General features: G+C 70.0%; 15 protein-coding genes. 14 read left to right on the top strand and 1 reads right to left on the bottom strand.

Annotated elements, in window-relative coordinates:
* Positions 1–290 precede the first annotated feature (290 nt).
* The 4 genes from ACZ52C_RS28955 (at position 291) to ffh (ending at position 6,089) form a co-directional block, all read left to right on the top strand.
* The gene (locus ACZ52C_RS28955) at positions 291–1,580 is read left to right on the top strand and encodes an ammonium transporter (protein WP_469077519.1); all 1,290 of its coding nucleotides are present in this window, start codon (positions 291–293) and stop codon (positions 1,578–1,580) included.
* Positions 1,577–1,915: a P-II family nitrogen regulator gene (locus ACZ52C_RS28950; protein ID WP_003997576.1), complete on the top strand. Its 339-nt coding sequence runs from the start codon at positions 1,577–1,579 to the stop codon at positions 1,913–1,915. Before ACZ52C_RS28955 ends, ACZ52C_RS28950 begins: the two co-directional genes overlap by 4 nt.
* A 26-nt stretch (positions 1,916–1,941) precedes the next feature.
* Entirely contained in the window at positions 1,942–4,392 is a 2,451-nt protein-coding gene (locus tag ACZ52C_RS28945) for a [protein-PII] uridylyltransferase (protein ID WP_469077518.1), read from the top strand.
* Between the two features lie 146 nt (positions 4,393–4,538).
* Positions 4,539–6,089, top strand: a complete 1,551-nt coding sequence (gene ffh, locus ACZ52C_RS28940) for a signal recognition particle protein (RefSeq protein WP_239757485.1) — start codon at positions 4,539–4,541, stop codon at positions 6,087–6,089.
* 327 nt (positions 6,090–6,416) lie between these two features.
* Here the strand turns inward: ffh and ACZ52C_RS28935 are convergent, their stop codons facing one another.
* Positions 6,417–7,175 carry an SAM-dependent methyltransferase gene (locus tag ACZ52C_RS28935; RefSeq protein WP_469077517.1) on the bottom strand — a complete coding sequence of 253 codons (759 nt, stop codon included), beginning with the start codon at positions 7,173–7,175 and terminating at the stop codon, positions 6,417–6,419.
* A 304-nt stretch (positions 7,176–7,479) separates the two neighbouring features.
* Here ACZ52C_RS28935 and proS point away from each other — a divergent pair, with 304 nt between their 5' ends.
* The 10 genes from proS to lepB (ACZ52C_RS28885) all read left to right on the top strand — a co-directional run bounded on the left by proS (position 7,480) and on the right by lepB (ACZ52C_RS28885) (position 15,640).
* Positions 7,480–8,895, top strand: coding sequence for a proline--tRNA ligase (gene proS / locus ACZ52C_RS28930; RefSeq protein WP_469077516.1), 1,416 nt, complete (start codon positions 7,480–7,482; stop codon positions 8,893–8,895).
* A 260-nt stretch (positions 8,896–9,155) separates the two neighbouring features.
* Positions 9,156–9,752 carry a hypothetical protein gene (locus tag ACZ52C_RS28925; RefSeq protein WP_033526923.1) on the top strand — a complete coding sequence of 199 codons (597 nt, stop codon included), beginning with the start codon at positions 9,156–9,158 and terminating at the stop codon, positions 9,750–9,752.
* 408 nt (positions 9,753–10,160) lie between these two features.
* The gene (gene rpsP / locus ACZ52C_RS28920; protein ID WP_469077515.1) at positions 10,161–10,589 is read left to right on the top strand and encodes a 30S ribosomal protein S16; all 429 of its coding nucleotides are present in this window, start codon (positions 10,161–10,163) and stop codon (positions 10,587–10,589) included.
* A 2-nt stretch (positions 10,590–10,591) separates the two neighbouring features.
* Complete coding sequence (locus ACZ52C_RS28915; RefSeq protein ID WP_033526925.1) at positions 10,592–10,831, top strand: RNA-binding protein; 240 nt, start codon at positions 10,592–10,594, stop codon at positions 10,829–10,831.
* Between the two features lie 156 nt (positions 10,832–10,987).
* Positions 10,988–11,530: a ribosome maturation factor RimM gene (gene rimM / locus ACZ52C_RS28910; RefSeq protein ID WP_469077514.1), complete on the top strand. Its 543-nt coding sequence runs from the start codon at positions 10,988–10,990 to the stop codon at positions 11,528–11,530.
* Positions 11,530–12,363, top strand: coding sequence for a tRNA (guanosine(37)-N1)-methyltransferase TrmD (trmD, locus tag ACZ52C_RS28905; RefSeq protein ID WP_469077513.1), 834 nt, complete (start codon positions 11,530–11,532; stop codon positions 12,361–12,363). Before rimM ends, trmD begins: the two co-directional genes overlap by 1 nt.
* A gap of 134 nt (positions 12,364–12,497) precedes the next feature.
* Positions 12,498–12,848 carry a 50S ribosomal protein L19 gene (gene rplS / locus ACZ52C_RS28900; RefSeq protein ID WP_033526928.1) on the top strand — a complete coding sequence of 117 codons (351 nt, stop codon included), beginning with the start codon at positions 12,498–12,500 and terminating at the stop codon, positions 12,846–12,848.
* A gap of 57 nt (positions 12,849–12,905) precedes the next feature.
* Positions 12,906–13,634: a signal peptidase I gene (lepB, locus tag ACZ52C_RS28895; RefSeq protein ID WP_469077512.1), complete on the top strand. Its 729-nt coding sequence runs from the start codon at positions 12,906–12,908 to the stop codon at positions 13,632–13,634.
* The gene (gene lepB, locus ACZ52C_RS28890; protein WP_469077511.1) at positions 13,627–14,766 is read left to right on the top strand and encodes a signal peptidase I; all 1,140 of its coding nucleotides are present in this window, start codon (positions 13,627–13,629) and stop codon (positions 14,764–14,766) included. Before lepB (ACZ52C_RS28895) ends, lepB (ACZ52C_RS28890) begins: the two co-directional genes overlap by 8 nt.
* On the top strand, positions 14,732–15,640 hold the full coding sequence (gene lepB, locus ACZ52C_RS28885) for a signal peptidase I (RefSeq protein WP_469077510.1): 909 nt from the start codon (positions 14,732–14,734) through the stop codon (positions 15,638–15,640). The genes lepB (ACZ52C_RS28890) and lepB (ACZ52C_RS28885) overlap by 35 nt, the downstream gene beginning before the upstream one ends.
* Positions 15,641–15,651 lie beyond the last annotated feature (11 nt).

Here is a 15,651-nt window from a genome sequence, read left to right as displayed (position 1 = left end):
TCTGCCGCGGTCGGTCCGTTCGGGGAAGTCCCACCGGAAGTTCCATCGGATACGAAACCGTTATCCGCCTAGGCCCCCGCAGAGGCTGGGCCCCACACGGGATGCGTCCTCCGCGATTCACGTTTCACCTGTCTGTAACGTGATGGGGGCCTTCGTCACCTCCGGGAAACATTTCCAAACTCCCGGCGAAACGGTGCTGCGTCAGTCTCCTCAGCACAGTCGGCCCTCCCCGATAGCTCCCCAGCTTCAGCATCCGCACGGGCCGTTCCGACCACGAGGAGATACCGGCATTGAACGGCACAGATACCGGATTCGTATTGATCAGTGCGGCGCTCGTCATGGTGATGACGCCGGGCCTGGCGCTCTTCTACGGCGGCATGGTCCGTGCCAAGAGCGTGCTGAACATGCTGATGATGTCCTTCATCTCGCTGGGCATCGTCAGCATCCTGTGGGTGCTGTACGGCTACTCGCTCGCCTTCAGCGGTGACGTCGGCCACTTCATCGGCAACCTCGACGCCATCGGTCTCCAGGGCATCGACATCACGAGCACCGTCGACAGCTTCGTCACCAACGCCAAGGGCGAGCCCCACAAGATCGCCGCGTTCTCGTTCATCCTCTTCCAGATGCTGTTCGCGGTGATCACCCCGGCCCTGATGAGCGGCGCGCTCGCCGACCGCGTCAAGTTCAGCGCCTGGATGATCTTCGTCGCGCTCTGGGTCACCCTCGCGTACTTCCCGGTCGCGCACTGGGTCTGGGCGCCGGGCGGCTGGCTCTTCGACATGGGCGTCATCGACTTCGCCGGTGGTACCGCGGTCCACATCAACGCCGGTATCGGCGCGCTCGCCGCGGTCCTCGTCGTCGGCAAGCGGATCGGCTTCAAGAAGGACCCGATGCGGCCGCACAGCCTGCCGCTGGTCCTGATCGGCACCGCCCTGCTGTGGTTCGGCTGGTTCGGCTTCAACGCCGGCTCCTGGCTCGGTGTCGACGGCACCACCGCCCGCATGGCCATCAACACGCAGATCGCCACCGCCGCGGCCATCATCGGCTGGCTGATCTACGAGCGCATCCGCCACGGTGCGTTCACCACCCTCGGTGCCTGCTCCGGCGCCGTCGCGGGCCTCGTCGCGATCACCCCGTCCGGCGGTCACGTCAACGCCTTCGGCGCCATCCTGATCGGTGTCGTCGCCGGCGCGGTCTGCTCCTGGGCCGTCAGCCTCAAGTACAAGCTGGGCTACGACGACTCCCTCGACGTCGTCGGCGTCCACCTGGTCGGCGGTGTCATCGGCACCCTGATGGTCGGCTTCCTCGCCACCGAGGCAGGCGGCTGGGACCAGTTCGGCAAGCAGGCCACCGGCGCCTTCTCGGTCATCGGCTACACCTTTGTGGTGACCTGGCTCATCGCCTTCGCCATCCAGAAGACCATCGGCTTCCGGGCGTCCGAGGAGGACGAGGTCACCGGTGTCGACCAGACCCTGCACGCCGAGACCGCGTACGACTTCAGCTCGGCCGCCGGTTCGCACATCTCCAGCACCACGAGCAGCGTCGCTGCCGCCACTGAGAGCAAGAAGGTCGAGGCATGAAGCTGATCACCGCGGTCGTCAAGCCGCACCGGCTCGACGAGATCAAGGAAGCCCTGCAGGCCTTCGGGGTGCACGGACTTACGGTGACCGAGGCCAGTGGGTACGGTCGGCAGCGGGGACACACCGAGGTGTACCGCGGCGCGGAGTACACGGTCGACCTGGTTCCCAAGATCCGGATCGAGGTTCTGGCCGAGGACGACGACGCCGAGCAGCTGATCGACGTCATCGTCAAGGCCGCCCGCACCGGCAAGATCGGTGACGGCAAGGTCTGGTCCCTCCCGGTCGAGACGGCCGTACGGGTCCGGACCGGTGAGCGCGGCCCGGACGCGCTCTGACCGAAGAGAAGAACAGGAGTCACTGGGTGACGAGTACGGACGTACGTACGGATGCAGAGGACTCGGGACCCAGCGGCTATGCGGCGGCCCGGCTGCGCCTCCTCCAGGAGGAGGCGCAGTCCGGGCCGCCGCGCCGTTCGGCCCTGTCCGAGCTGACCGACGACTGGCTGGCCGGCCTCTTCGGAGCGGGGGCCGCCGAGCCGCGCGGGGTCTCCCTCGTGGCCGTCGGGGGATACGGGCGCGGCGAGCTGTCGCCCCGCAGCGACCTGGATCTGCTGCTCCTGCACGACGGGTCCGACGACGCGGCGGTGGCCGCGCTGGCCGACCGCATCTGGTATCCCGTCTGGGACCTGGGGCTGGCCCTCGACCACTCCGTGCGCACCCCCGCCGAGGCCCGCAAGACGGCGGGCGAGGACCTCAAGGTGCACCTCGGGCTGCTGGACGCCCGCCACATCGCCGGTGATCTGGGCCTGACCGCCGGGCTGCGGACCTCCGTCCTCGCCGACTGGCGCAACCAGGCGCCCAAACGCCTCCCGGAACTCCAGGAGCTGTGCGCCGAACGGGCCGAGCGACAGGGCGAGCTGCAGTACCTGCTGGAACCCGACCTCAAGGAGGCGCGCGGAGGGTTGCGCGACGCCACCGCCCTGCGCGCCGTCGCCGCCTCCTGGCTGGCGGACGCCCCGCGCGAGGGGCTCGCCGACGCACGGCGGCGCCTCCTCGACGTACGGGACGCGCTCCATCTCACCACCGGGCGCGCGACCGACCGCCTCGCGCTCCAGGAGCAGGACCAGGTCGCCGCCGAACTGGGGCTGCTGGACGCGGACACCCTGCTGCGCCAGGTGTACGAGGCGGCGCGTGTCATCTCGTACGCCAGCGATGTGACCTGGCGTGAAGTGGGGCGCGTGCTGCGGTCGCGCGCCGTGCGGCCCCGGCTGCGCGCCATGCTGGGCGGCGGGAAGCCCGCGCCCGAGCGGTCGCCGCTCGCCGAGGGCGTGGTCGAGCAGGACGGCGAGGTCGTGCTCGCCCGCGCCGCCCGGCCCGAGCGGGACCCGGTGCTGCCCCTGCGCGCCGCCGCCGCTGCCGCCCAGGCCGGACTGCCGCTGTCCCTGCACGCCGTACGCCGTCTCGCGGCGACCGCCCGGCCGCTGCCCACGCCCTGGCCCGCGGAGGCCCGCGAACAGCTCGTCACCCTGCTGGGGTCCGGGCGTCCGACGGTCGACGTCTGGGAGGCGCTGGAGGCCGAGGGTCTCATCACCCACCTGCTGCCGGACTGGGAGCGGGTGCGCTGCCGGCCGCAGCGCAACGCCGTGCACATCTGGACCGTCGACCGCCACCTCATCGAGACCGCCGTCCAGGCCTCCGAGATGACCCGCCGGGTGCACCGGCCCGACCTGCTGCTCGTCGCCGCGCTGCTGCACGACATCGGCAAGGGCTGGCCCGGCGACCACTCCGTCGCCGGCGAGATCATCGCCAAGGACGTGGCCGCCAGGATCGGCTTCGACCGCGACGACGTGGCGGTCCTGTCCACCCTCGTCCGGCACCATCTGCTGCTCGTCGACACCGCCACCCGGCGCGATCTGGAGGACCCGGCCACCGTCCGTTCGGTGGCCGACGCCGTCGGATCGCCGGGCACACTCGAACTGCTGCACGCGCTGACCGAGGCGGACGCGCTGGCCACCGGACCCGCCGCCTGGTCGTCGTGGCGGGCCTCGCTCGTCTCCGAACTGGTCCAGCGGGTCGACGCCCTGTTCGCCGGGGACGCCCCGGAGGAGCCGGAGCCCGGTGAGACCAGCGCCGAGCAGGAGCGGCTCGCCATCGAGGCGTTCCGCACGGGCGGGCCGGTGCTGTCGCTGCGCGCGCAGACGGAGGCCGCCACCGAGGAGAAGGACGAGAAGGCCGACCCCGAGCCGCTCGGTGTGGAACTCCTCATCGCCGTGCCCGACCAGGCGGGCGTCCTGCCCACGGTTGCGGGCGTACTCGCCATGCACCGGCTCACCGTGCGCACGGCCGAACTGCGGACCTTCGACCTCCCGGACGGCGTCGAGGGCTCGGTCCTGCTGCTGAACTGGCGGGTCGCCGCCGAGTACGGTTCGCTGCCGCAGGCCGCCCGGCTCCGCGCCGACCTCGTACGGGCGCTCGACGGCTCCCTGGACATCGCCGGACGGCTGGCCGAGCGCGACGCGGCCTACCCCCGGCGGCGGGGCGTGGTCGCGCCCCCGCCGCGCGTCACGGTGGCCGCGGCGGCCTCCCGGCACGCCACGGTCATCGAGGTCCGCGCCCAGGACGCCCCCGGCCTCCTGCACCGGATCGGACGGGCCCTGGAGGACGCGCACGTCAGCGTGCGCAGCGCGCACGTCAGCACCCTGGGCGCCAACGCCGTGGACGCCTTCTACGTCACCGGACCGACGGGGGCACCGCTGCCCGGCGACGAGGCGGTCTCGGTGGCGCGGAAGCTGGAGGAGGCCCTGCGCGGCTGAGCACGTCGGGTGCGGCGCCGTCCGGTGCCGCACCCGACGCGGCCGGGCTCCGCCGCCACTATCCACAGGGGTGGAGACCCGACCACACCCAGACAGATACCCTGGAGGGCAGCCCACCGCCCCCGACTCCGAGGACCGACACCGCCGTGTTCGATACGCTCTCCGATCGCCTCTCAGCGACTTTCAAGAACCTGCGCGGCAAGGGGCGCCTCTCCGAGGCGGACATCGACGCCACGGCGCGCGAGATCCGCATCGCGCTCCTGGAGGCGGACGTCGCGCTGCCTGTCGTCCGGGCTTTCATCAAGAACGTCAAGGAGCGCGCACTCGGCGCCGAGGTCTCCAAGGCGCTCAACCCCGCCCAGCAGGTCCTCAAGATCGTCAACGAGGAGCTGGTCGGGATCCTCGGCGGCGAGACCCGCCGTCTGCGCTTCGCCAAGCAGCCGCCGACCGTGATCATGCTCGCGGGTCTCCAGGGCGCCGGTAAGACGACCCTCGCGGGCAAGCTGGGCCGCTGGCTCAAGGAGCAGGGTCACTCGCCGCTCCTCGTCGCCTGTGACCTCCAGCGCCCGAACGCGGTGAACCAGCTCAGCGTGGTCGCCGAGCGCGCCGGTGTCGCGGTCTACGCCCCCGAGCCGGGCAACGGCGTGGGCGACCCGGTCAAGGTCGCCAAGGACTCCATCGAGTTCGCCAAGTCGAAGGTCCACGACATCGTGGTCGTCGACACCGCGGGCCGCCTGGGCATCGACCAGGAGATGATGCAGCAGGCCGCCGACATCCGGGACGCGGTCTCCCCGGACGAGATCCTCTTCGTCGTCGACGCGATGATCGGTCAGGACGCCGTCAACACGGCGGAGGCCTTCCGCGACGGCGTCGGCTTCGACGGCGTCGTCCTCTCCAAGCTCGACGGCGACGCCCGCGGTGGTGCCGCCCTGTCGATCGCCTCGGTCACCGGCAAGCCGATCATGTTCGCGTCGAACGGTGAGAAGCTCGACGAGTTCGACGCGTTCCACCCCGACCGGATGGCCTCCCGCATCCTCGACATGGGTGACCTGCTCACCCTGATCGAGCAGGCGGAGAAGACCTTCAGCCAGGAAGAGGCCGCCAAGATGGCCTCCAAGCTGGCGTCCAAGAAGGGGCAGGACTTCACGCTCGACGACTTCCTGGCCCAGATGGAGCAGGTCAGGAAGATGGGCAGCATCAGCAAGCTGCTCGGCATGCTGCCCGGCATGGGGCAGATCAAGGACCAGATCAACAACATCGACGAGCGCGACGTCGACCGCACGGCAGCGATCATCAAGTCGATGACCCCGGCCGAGCGCCAGGAGCCGACGATCATCAACGGCTCGCGCCGCGCCCGTATCGCCAAGGGCTCCGGTGTCGAGGTCAGCGCGGTGAAGAACCTTGTCGAGCGGTTCTTCGAGGCCCGCAAGATGATGTCCCGCATGGCCCAGGGTGGCGGCATGCCCGGGATGCCGGGTATGCCGGGCATGGGTGGCGGCCCCGGCCGGAGCAAGAAGCAGCCCAAGCAGGCCAAGGGCAAGCAGCGCTCGGGCAACCCGATGAAGCGCAAGCAGCAGGAACAGGAGGAGGCCGCGCGCCGGGCCGCCGCGGCCCAGGGCGGCGCCCTCGGACTGCCGGGCCAGCAGGGCGCCCAGGACTTCGAACTGCCGGACGAGTTCAAGAAGTTCATGGGCTGACCGCGGTTCCGCGGGGACGAACGGCGGACGCCGCGTGACCGGCCGGGGGGTGTGGCCGGGCGCGCGGCGCCGGATGCCGTGCGTGGACGGCGTGGGTGTGGTGTCGCTCGTCGTGCTTCTCGGTGACAACTCCCGTGCGCGGATGTGTAGTTCCCCTGGACGATGCGCCAGGCTATGGGTGCCGTGCGGCACTTGGCCAAGCGAAAGCGCTACCGACCCGCTTTCTTCACACCATTCACACCCGCGCCGGAAGACGTCTCGAAGACCTCCTCAGGGTGTCGACGCCCGGCCTCTCAGGGCGTCGACACTGCTCGGGGCATCGGCCTCTCAGGGCGTCCGCGCGATCAGGTAGCGGAAGACGTTCGGCATCCAGACCGTCCCGTCCCGGCGGCGGTGCGGATGCAGTGCCTCGGTCAGTTCCTTGTCCACCTGGGCCTGGTCGGTGGCCCTGACCGCCGCGTCGAACAGGCCGGTCGACAGCAGCCCCCGTACGGCGTTGTCCACGTTGGCGTACCCGAAGGGGCAGGCCACGCGTCCGGAGCCGTCCGGCCTCAAGCCGGCCCGCTGGGCGACCTCCTCCAGGTCGTCCCGCAGCGCCGGGCGCCAGCTGCCGGCGCTGCGCAGCGGGTCGGCGAGCTTCGTGGCCACGCGCAGCACGCCGGACGTGGTGCAGCGCTCCGGTGGGCCCCAGCCGGCGAGGACCACGGGGGTGCCGCGTTCCGCGAGCGGGGTCGCCGAGGCGAGCAGTTCACCGAGACCCTCGGAGTCGCCGGCCAGACAGCCGATCGGCTCGAAGGCGGTCACCAGGTTGTAGAGCGGTTCACCGGGCGCGCGGGTCACGTCCTCGGGGCCGCCCTCGACGACCCGGGCGCCGGCGCACGCGCGCGTGCCCCAGGACTCCGGCCGCAGCCGCTCCCGTGCCAGTGCCGCTCTCTCCGGAGCCGCCGATTCGACGCCGGTGACCGCGGCTCCCCGCCCCGCCGCCATCAGCAGCGCGAGCCCCGACCCGCAGCCGAGGCCGAGCAGCCGCGTCCCGGTGCCGACGTCCAGCCGCCGGTACACGGCCTCGTACAGCGGTACCAGCATCCGTTCCTGGATCTCCGCCCAGTCACGCGCGCGTGCACACCGGTCCACGCGGGATGCGGTCCCCGCGCGAGGCAGTTGCTGCCGCACGAGCGTAGGTGTCATATCGAAAGCGCCCCAATCCGCCGTGAGTTGCCGTTGCCGGATTTACTGGCCCCCGTGGCAGTGCGCGCTCGCACTCCCCCCGTATGCCAGGTAACTCCGCACTCGGCGAGTCGTCCAGGGGTCGCGGACACCGGTTTGCGAACTGTCCAGGGAAGGAAAAAAGAATTCACATCGTCGCAATATGCCCCCGTACCATTCCGCCATGGCAAAGGCACCCGTACTCACGCCCCGCGCGGACGACTTCCCGCGCTGGTACCAGGATCTGATCACCAAGGCCGAGCTGGCGGACAACGGTCCGGTGCGCGGCACCATGGTCATCCGACCGTACGGGTACGGGCTGTGGGAGCGGATGCAGCAGGAGATGGACGCCCGGATCAAGGAGACGGGCACGCAGAACGCGTACTTCCCCCTCCTGATCCCGCAGTCGTACCTCACCCGGGAGGCCGAGCACGTCGAGGGCTTCGCGCCCGAGCTGGCCGTCGTGACGCACGGCGGCGGCAAGGACCTCGAAGAGCCCGCCGTGGTCCGCCCCACCTCCGAGATGATCATCAACGCCTCCTTCTCGAAGTGGGTGCAGAGCTACCGCGACCTGCCGCTGCTGATCAACCAGTGGGCGAACGTGGTCCGTTGGGAACTCCGTCCCCGGCTCTTCCTGCGCACCAGCGAGTTCCTCTGGCAGGAGGGCCACACGGCGCACGCGACGTACGAGGAGGCGCGCGACTTCGCCGCGCACATCCACCGGGAGGTCTACGAGGACTTCATGGTGAACGTCCTCGCGATGGACGTCGTCCCCGGCCGCAAGACCGTCAAGGAGCGCTTCGCCGGCGCCATCAACACCCTCACGCTCGAAGGCATGATGGGCGACGGCAAGGCCCTGCAGATGGCCACCAGTCATGAACTGGGCCAGAACTTCGCCAAGGCCTTCAACACCCGGTACCTGTCGAAGGACGGCACACAGGAACTGGTCTGGCAGACCTCCTGGGGCTCCACCACCCGCATGATCGGCGCCCTGGTGATGATGCACGGCGACGACCACGGCCTCCGGGTGCCGCCCCGGCTGGCCCAGGTCCAGGCCGTCGTCGTCGCGATCAAGGGGGACGACGCGGTTCTGGCCAAGGTCCGCGAACTCGGTGCCCGGCTGAAGGCGGCGGGCGTCCGCGTGCAGGTGGACGACCGCACGGACGTCCCGTTCGGCCGCCGCGCCGTCGACTGGGAGCTCAAGGGCGTCCCGGTACGCATCGAGGTCGGCCCCCGTGATCTGGAGAACGGCACCGCGATGCTGGCCCGCCGCATCCCGGGCGGCAAGGAGCCGGTCGCCCTCGACTCGCTCGCGCACCTGCTCCCCACCGTCCTGGAGGAGGACCAGGCGCTCCTGCTGAGGCAGTCGCGCGAGCGGCGCGAGTCCCGTACGACCGAGGTGTCCACCCTCGACGAGGCGATCGAGGCGGCCACCGCCGGCGGCTGGGCCCGGATCCCCTGGTCGACGCTGGGCGAGGACGGCGAGAACAGGCTCGGGGAGCACGCGGTGACCGTAAGGTGTCTGGTCGCCGAGGACGGGTCGGTGCCCGACTCCTACGACGCACCCGGTAACGTCGCCGTCGTGGCGCGCGCTTACTAGAGCACTCCGTTCCGCCGGGAGAGCGACCGAAACGTCCCTTGCGCATCTGCCGAACCCAGGTGCCCCGGCGCGCGGACCTTGTCTACGCGCCGGGGCGTACGTGTTACTACGTACCGCCTTGTGGCGAGCTGCGAGGCTTCTCCGCAGATCAGCGCACCCGCCCTCGTCAGGACGCACTAGTCGCAACTGACGGGTACGTGCAAATTATTTGGGATGGCCCGGAATCGGAACACAGCGGCACTCAGGCTCGTTGTCATTACGTGAGCACGACACAGACACCACCTGTTCTCGCCGCAGAGCTGGCACAGGCGTGGGCCGACATTCAACGGCACCACCCCGAGCTGCCGGATCTTGCCGCTCCCGAGTCCCTGATCGGAGAGTCGTCGTCCGCTTGCGGGCACGAACTCTCCTTCGAGCGACTGCTCCATGAGGCAGTCCATGGCATCGCCGCCGCGCGCGGGGTCCGCGACACCTCCCGCGCCGGCCGGTACCACAACCGCAGATTCCTCGCGATCGCCGAGGAGCTGGGCCTCGACCACCCCGAGGAACCGCATCCCAGCAGCGGTTTCTCGCTGGTCACGCTGAACCCCGAGGCCAAGCGTCGCTACCGCCCGACCATCGACAGACTGCAGCGCGCCCTCAAGGCCCACACCGCGGCGACCTCCGCGGACACGGCCCGCAGCTTCCGGGGCCCGGCCGCCCGTCACGGCTCCTCCGGTGGCGGCGTCCGGGTCAAGGCCGTCTGCGACTGCGGCCGCAACGTCCGCGTCGTCCCGTCCGTGCTCGCCCAGGCGCCCATCGTCTGCGGCGGCTGCGGCAAGCCCTTCCGGATCCCGGAGGTCGTGGGCGCGGCGTGAGGCGAGGGCGAGCCGAGAAGACGGCGAGCTGAACAGACGGCTGCTCGTGGCAGCCGTGTCGGGCTCGTGGTCGGTCGGTGGCCGTCCTTGCCGCGGACAGTCGTGCCGCTGGGGCGATGGGGCCCCTCCCGCTCGAGCGAGGCCGAGAGCGGGGGAGGGTGGATGCAGGCGGCACCCGGCGAGCGCCGGTGAGCGAAAGCCCTGGCGCCGGGTGCCGCTTCGGCATGGCTCCGCGCAGCCCGGTCGGAGGTGAACCGCAGCGTGTGGCACAATGGCTAGCTGTACTCGACAGTCGCACAGGACCCCTCTCTCCTCCGGCTGACGCGTCCATCGGGCACTCGGGTACCGCAACCCCACGCGGCTCTCTCGCCGTGCCCAATCACGTCAAATCCAGGAGAACCCACTCCCGTGGCAGTCAAGATCAAGCTGAAGCGTCTGGGCAAGATCCGTTCGCCTCACTACCGCATCGTCGTCGCCGACTCCCGCACCCGCCGTGACGGCCGTGCGATCGAGGAGATCGGCAAGTACCACCCGACGTACCACCCGTCGGTCATCGAGGTCGACGAGGAGCGCGTCGCGTACTGGCTGGGTGTCGGCGCGCAGCCGACCGAGCCCGTGCTCGCCATTCTGAAGAAGACCGGCGACTGGCAGAAGTTCAAGGGCGAGCCCGCTCCGGCGCCGCTCCTCGTGGCTCAGCCGAAGTCCTCCCGCCCGTCGTTCGAGGCCCTGGGCGGCGACGACGAGGGCAAGGGTGAGGCGATCACCCAGAAGAAGAAGGCCGAGAAGAAGGACGAGGCTGCCGCCGAGTCTTCTTCGTCTGAGTCGACCGAGGCCTGAGCATGCTCGAGGAGGCTCTCGAGCACCTCGTCAAGGGCATCGTCGACTACCCCGACGACGTGCAGGTCGCTTCCCGCAACCTGCGCCGCGGGCGCGTACTCGAGGTCCGGGTCCACCCCGACGACCTCGGCAAGGTGATCGGCCGTAACGGCCGTACCGCCCGCGCCCTGCGCACCGTCGTGGGTGCCATCGGCGGCCGCGGCGTCCGTGTCGACCTCGTCGACGTGGACCACGTCCGCTGACGAACATCCGCAGCACCGGCTCGGGCCGGGGAGGGCCACTGGGCCGTCCCCGGCCCGTAGTCGTATCCGTCGCATCAGCCGTATGCGTTGTATGAGCCGTATGCGTTGCATGAGTTGTATGCGTTGCATGAGTCGTATGACAGGAGATCGAGCACAGTGCAGCTCGTAGTCGCACGGATCGGCCGCGCCCATGGCATCAAGGGCGAGGTCACCGTCGAGGTCCGCACCGACGAACCGGAACTCCGGCTCGGCCCCGGCGCCGTCCTGCTCACGGACCCCGCCTCGACGGGCCCCCTCACCATCGAGTCCGGCCGGGTCCACAGCGGCCGACTGCTCCTGCGCTTCGAGGGCGTCCGGGACCGCACCGCCGCCGAGGCCCTCCGCAACACCCTGCTGATCGCCGAGGTGGACCCGGAGGAGCTGCCGGAGGAAGAGGACGAGTACTACGACCACCAGCTGATGGACCTGGACGTGGTCACCGAGGACGGTGTCGAGGTCGGCCGGATCACCGAGATCTCGCACCTGCCCTCCCAGGACCTGTTCATCGTCGAACGGCCCGACGGGAGCGAGGTGATGATCCCGTTCGTCGGCGAGATCGTCACCGAGATCGACCTGGAGGAGCAGAGGGCGGTCATCGACCCCCCGCCCGGTCTCATCGACGACCAGGCGGAGATCGCGTCATCCCGGGACGAGGCCTGATGCGGCTCGACGTCGTCACGATCTTCCCCGAGTACCTCGAACCCCTGAACGTCTCGCTCGTCGGCAAGGCCCGTGCGCGCGGACAGCTGAACGTGCACGTCCACGACCTGCGGGAATGGACGTACGACCGGCACAACACCGTCGACGACACCCCGTACGGCGGCGGCCCCGGCATGGTCATGAAGACCGACCCCTGGGGCGACGCCCTCGACGACGTGCTGGCCCAGGGCTACGAGACGGGATCCGCCCGGCCCGCGCTCATCGTCCCCACCCCCAGCGGCCGCCCCTTCACCCAGGCGCTCGCCGTCGAACTCTCCGAGCGCCCCTGGCTGGTCTTCACGCCGGCGCGCTACGAGGGCATCGACCGGCGCGTGATCGACGAGTACGCCACCCGCATGCCGGTGTACGAGGTCTCCATCGGCGACTACGTCCTCGCCGGCGGCGAGGCGGCCGTCCTCGTCGTCACCGAGGCCGTGGCACGGCTGCTGCCCGGCGTCCTCGGCAACGCCGAGTCTCACCGCGACGACTCCTTCGCGCCCGGCGCCATGGCCAACCTCCTGGAGGGGCCGGTCTACACCAAGCCCCCCGAGTGGCGGGGCCGGGACATCCCCGACGTGCTGCTCAGCGGCCACCACGGCAGGATCGCGCGCTGGCGGCGGGACGAGGCGCTGAGGCGTACCGCCGCCAACCGGCCCGACCTCATCGAGCGCTGCGACCCGAAGGCCTTCGACAAGAAGGACCGCGAGATGCTCTCCATCCTGGGCTGGGCCCCGGATCCGAAGGGCGCTCCGTTCGGCCGATTTTGGCGGCGGCCCGAGGGCGTGGAAGAATAGGCCGCTGTTGTGCGTCGTCCGGCGCGCGCCCCTGCCACAGGGGGACACGACGCCCGCCCCGACCCGGACAGCATCCTCTCGTAACACCTAGCTCCCGCCTATGACCTGTGGCATGGGCGAAGAAAGCAGACGAAATGTCTCACCTGCTCGACTCCCTCGACTCCGCGTCGCTGCGGAGCGACATCCCGGCGTTCCGCCCGGGTGACACCGTCAACGTCCACGTGCGCGTCATCGAGGGCAACCGCTCCCGTGTGCAGCAGTTCAAGGGCGTGGTCATCCGTCGCCAGGGCGCCGGTGTCCGCGAGACCTTCACGGTCCGCAAGGTCTCGTTCTCCGTCGGCGTCGAGCGCACCTTCCCGGTGCACACCCCGATCGTCGAGAAGATCGAGCTCGTCACCCGCGGTGACGTCCGTCGCGCCAAGCTGTACTACCTGCGCGAGCTGCGCGGCAAGGCGGCGAAGATCAAGGAGAAGCGCGACAACTGATCGCGCGTTCGAGTCACAAGAGGTCGTCACATCGGGGCCGGATACCATCTGGCCCCGATGGACACCGAAGCACAGCAGCACATGGAGCGCGACCGCTCCCCCCGCCCTTCCGGCGTCGAGGTCTCCGAGGAGATCTCCGACACAGGAGGGTCGGAGGAGCGGTCGCGTTTCGCATGGGTGGACCGCGCCGGCGCGTGGGTGCCGGGCGGGAGATACACCCTGACCGTGCTGATCTGCCTGCTTTTTCTGGCGCTCTTCAGCAACTTCGTGATGCAGCCGTTCCAGATTCCCAGCAGCTCCATGGCCGACTCATTGAGGATCGGGGACCGCGTTCTCGTAAATAAGTTGGCGTACCGTTTCGGATCTGAGCCGCGGCGCGGTGACGTCGTCGTGTTCGACGGCACCGGCTATTTCGGGAACGCCGACTACGTCAAGCGCGTTGTCGGCGTGGGGGGAGACCGGGTGGTCTGCTGCGACCAGGAGGGGAGGCTTGAGGTGAACGGCCGGTGGGTCGACGAGTCGTCGTTTCTGCACCCGGGAGACAGCCCGTCGAACGTACCCTTCGACGTGGTCGTCCCCGAGGGCAGACTGTTCCTCCTCGGCGACCACCGCAGTGACTCCAGTGACTCCCGTGACCACCTCGGGTCCCCCGGTGGCGGCATGGTCCCCCTCGACGCCGTGATCGGCCGGGCCGAATGGATCGCCTGGCCCGCCGACCACTGGACGCGTCTGGACCGCCCCGACGCGTACGCGCGTGTGCCCGCCGCCGGCGGTGCGCATGGGTAACCGCGGCAAGCCCCGCGGTGCCGCTCCCAGCACCGCAGCAGAGAATCTGCTGCCCACCGGCACCCGGCGGTCCGGCGGCGCCGCCCGGCCGAGCCGGGTCGAGCGGCGCAAGCTGGCCCGCAAGATCAAGCGGCGCAGACGTCGTTCCGCGGTCAAGGAGATCCCGCTCCTCGTCGGTGTCGCCGTCCTCATAGCCCTCGTCCTGAAGACCTTCCTCGTCCAGGCGTTCGTGATCCCGTCGGGCTCCATGGAGCAGACGATCCAGATCGGCGACCGGGTCCTCGTCGACAAGCTCACGCCCTGGTTCGGCTCCAAGCCCACCCGGGGGGACGTCGTCGTCTTCAAGGACCCGGGCGGCTGGCTGGAGGACGAGCAGACGACGGCCACCGCCGAGGACCCGATCGTCATCAAGCAGATAAAGGAAGGCCTGCAGTTCATCGGCCTTCTGCCGTCCGACGACGAGAAGGACCTCATCAAGCGGGTCGTCGCGGTCGGCGGGGACACCGTCAAGTGCTGTGACACCCAGGGCCGCGTCACCGTCAACGGCATGCCCCTGGACGAGACGGCGTACATCCACCCCGGCAACCAGCCCTCGACCCAGCGGTTCGAGGTCACCGTGCCGCAGGGCCGTCTCTGGGTGATGGGCGACCACCGGGAGAACTCCGCGGACTCCCGCGCCCATCAGTCCGACGATTCGAAGACGGCTCAGTTCGCCGGTACGGTGCCGGAGGCATCCGTCGTGGGCCGGGCCGTCGTCATCGCCTGGCCGGTCGGCCACTGGGGGCAGTTGGAGGAGCCTGACACGTTCTCCGCCGTGCCGAGCGGGTCGACCATCGCCCTCGGCGCTTCGCATAGGGTGGCCCCCGCGGATCGAAATGGATTGATCCCCCTCCCGACCCCTGCGGAACTCCCGCTCGTTATGGGAGTGGTGGGCCTGCACCGGCTGTGGCGCGGGCGGCGGTACGGAGTGAGGAGTGGATGTGGGGGATTTGGCGGTCGGCGCACGGTCCGGACACGGTGGTTCCGAAGAACGGCCGGAGCGATCCGACGAGGCGGCTTCCCCGGCCGCGGAGAACAAGGAGGACGTGGAGAACGCCGTGCGTTCCGAGGGTCCCGGCGGCTCCGGGAGTGATTCCCCGGACGGCGACCCGACGGACGGCGAGAACGGCGCCCAGGCCTCGGCCGACGAAGGCGATGGCGACGGCGACCGGAACGAGCGGCCCAGGAAGAAGCAGCGCTCCTTCTGGAAGGAACTGCCGATCCTGATCGGTATCGCGCTGGTTCTCGCGCTGCTGATCAAGACGTTCCTGGTGCAGGCGTTCTCCATCCCCTCCGACTCGATGCAGAACACGCTGCAGGAGGGCGACCGGGTCCTGGTCGACAAGCTCACCCCGTGGTTCGGCTCGGAGCCCGAGCGCGGCGAGGTCGTCGTCTTCCACGACCCGGACGGCTGGCTGGACGGCGAGCCCACCCTGGAGCCCAACGCCGTGCAGCGCGTCCTCGGCTGGATCGGCCTGATGCCGTCCGCCGAGGAGAAGGACCTCATCAAGCGGGTCGTGGGCGTGGCCGGCGACACCGTGGAGTGCAAGGGCACGGGCCCGCTCAAGGTCAACGGCAAGGCGCTGAACGAGCCGTACGTGTACCCGGGCAACACCCCCTGCACCGTCGACGACACCGGCGGTCAGTTCAAGGTGAAGGTGCCCGAGGGCAAAATCTGGGTCATGGGTGACCACCGGCAGAACTCGCTGGACTCCCGCTACCACCAGAACGACAGCAACAAGGGCATGGTCCCGGTGAGCCAGGTCGTGGGCCGCGCCATCGTGGTCGCCTGGCCTCCCACCCGCTGGTCCACGCTGCCGATTCCCGACACCTTCGACCAGAACCTGAGCGCCGCCGCTCCCGGCGCGCTCGGCCTCGCGGGCGCGGTGCCGTTGGTGCTGTGGCGCAGGCGCCGCCTTCTGGCCACCGAAAGCCCGAGGGTTTCTGGCACGGGTACCGCCGGGTAGGGTGCCGTCCC

The sequence above is a fragment of the Streptomyces sp. NPDC034049 genome (assembly GCF_055575575.1).
The sequence above is the reverse complement of the archived record's forward strand: the minus strand, read 5'-3'. Positions and strand labels throughout refer to the sequence as shown.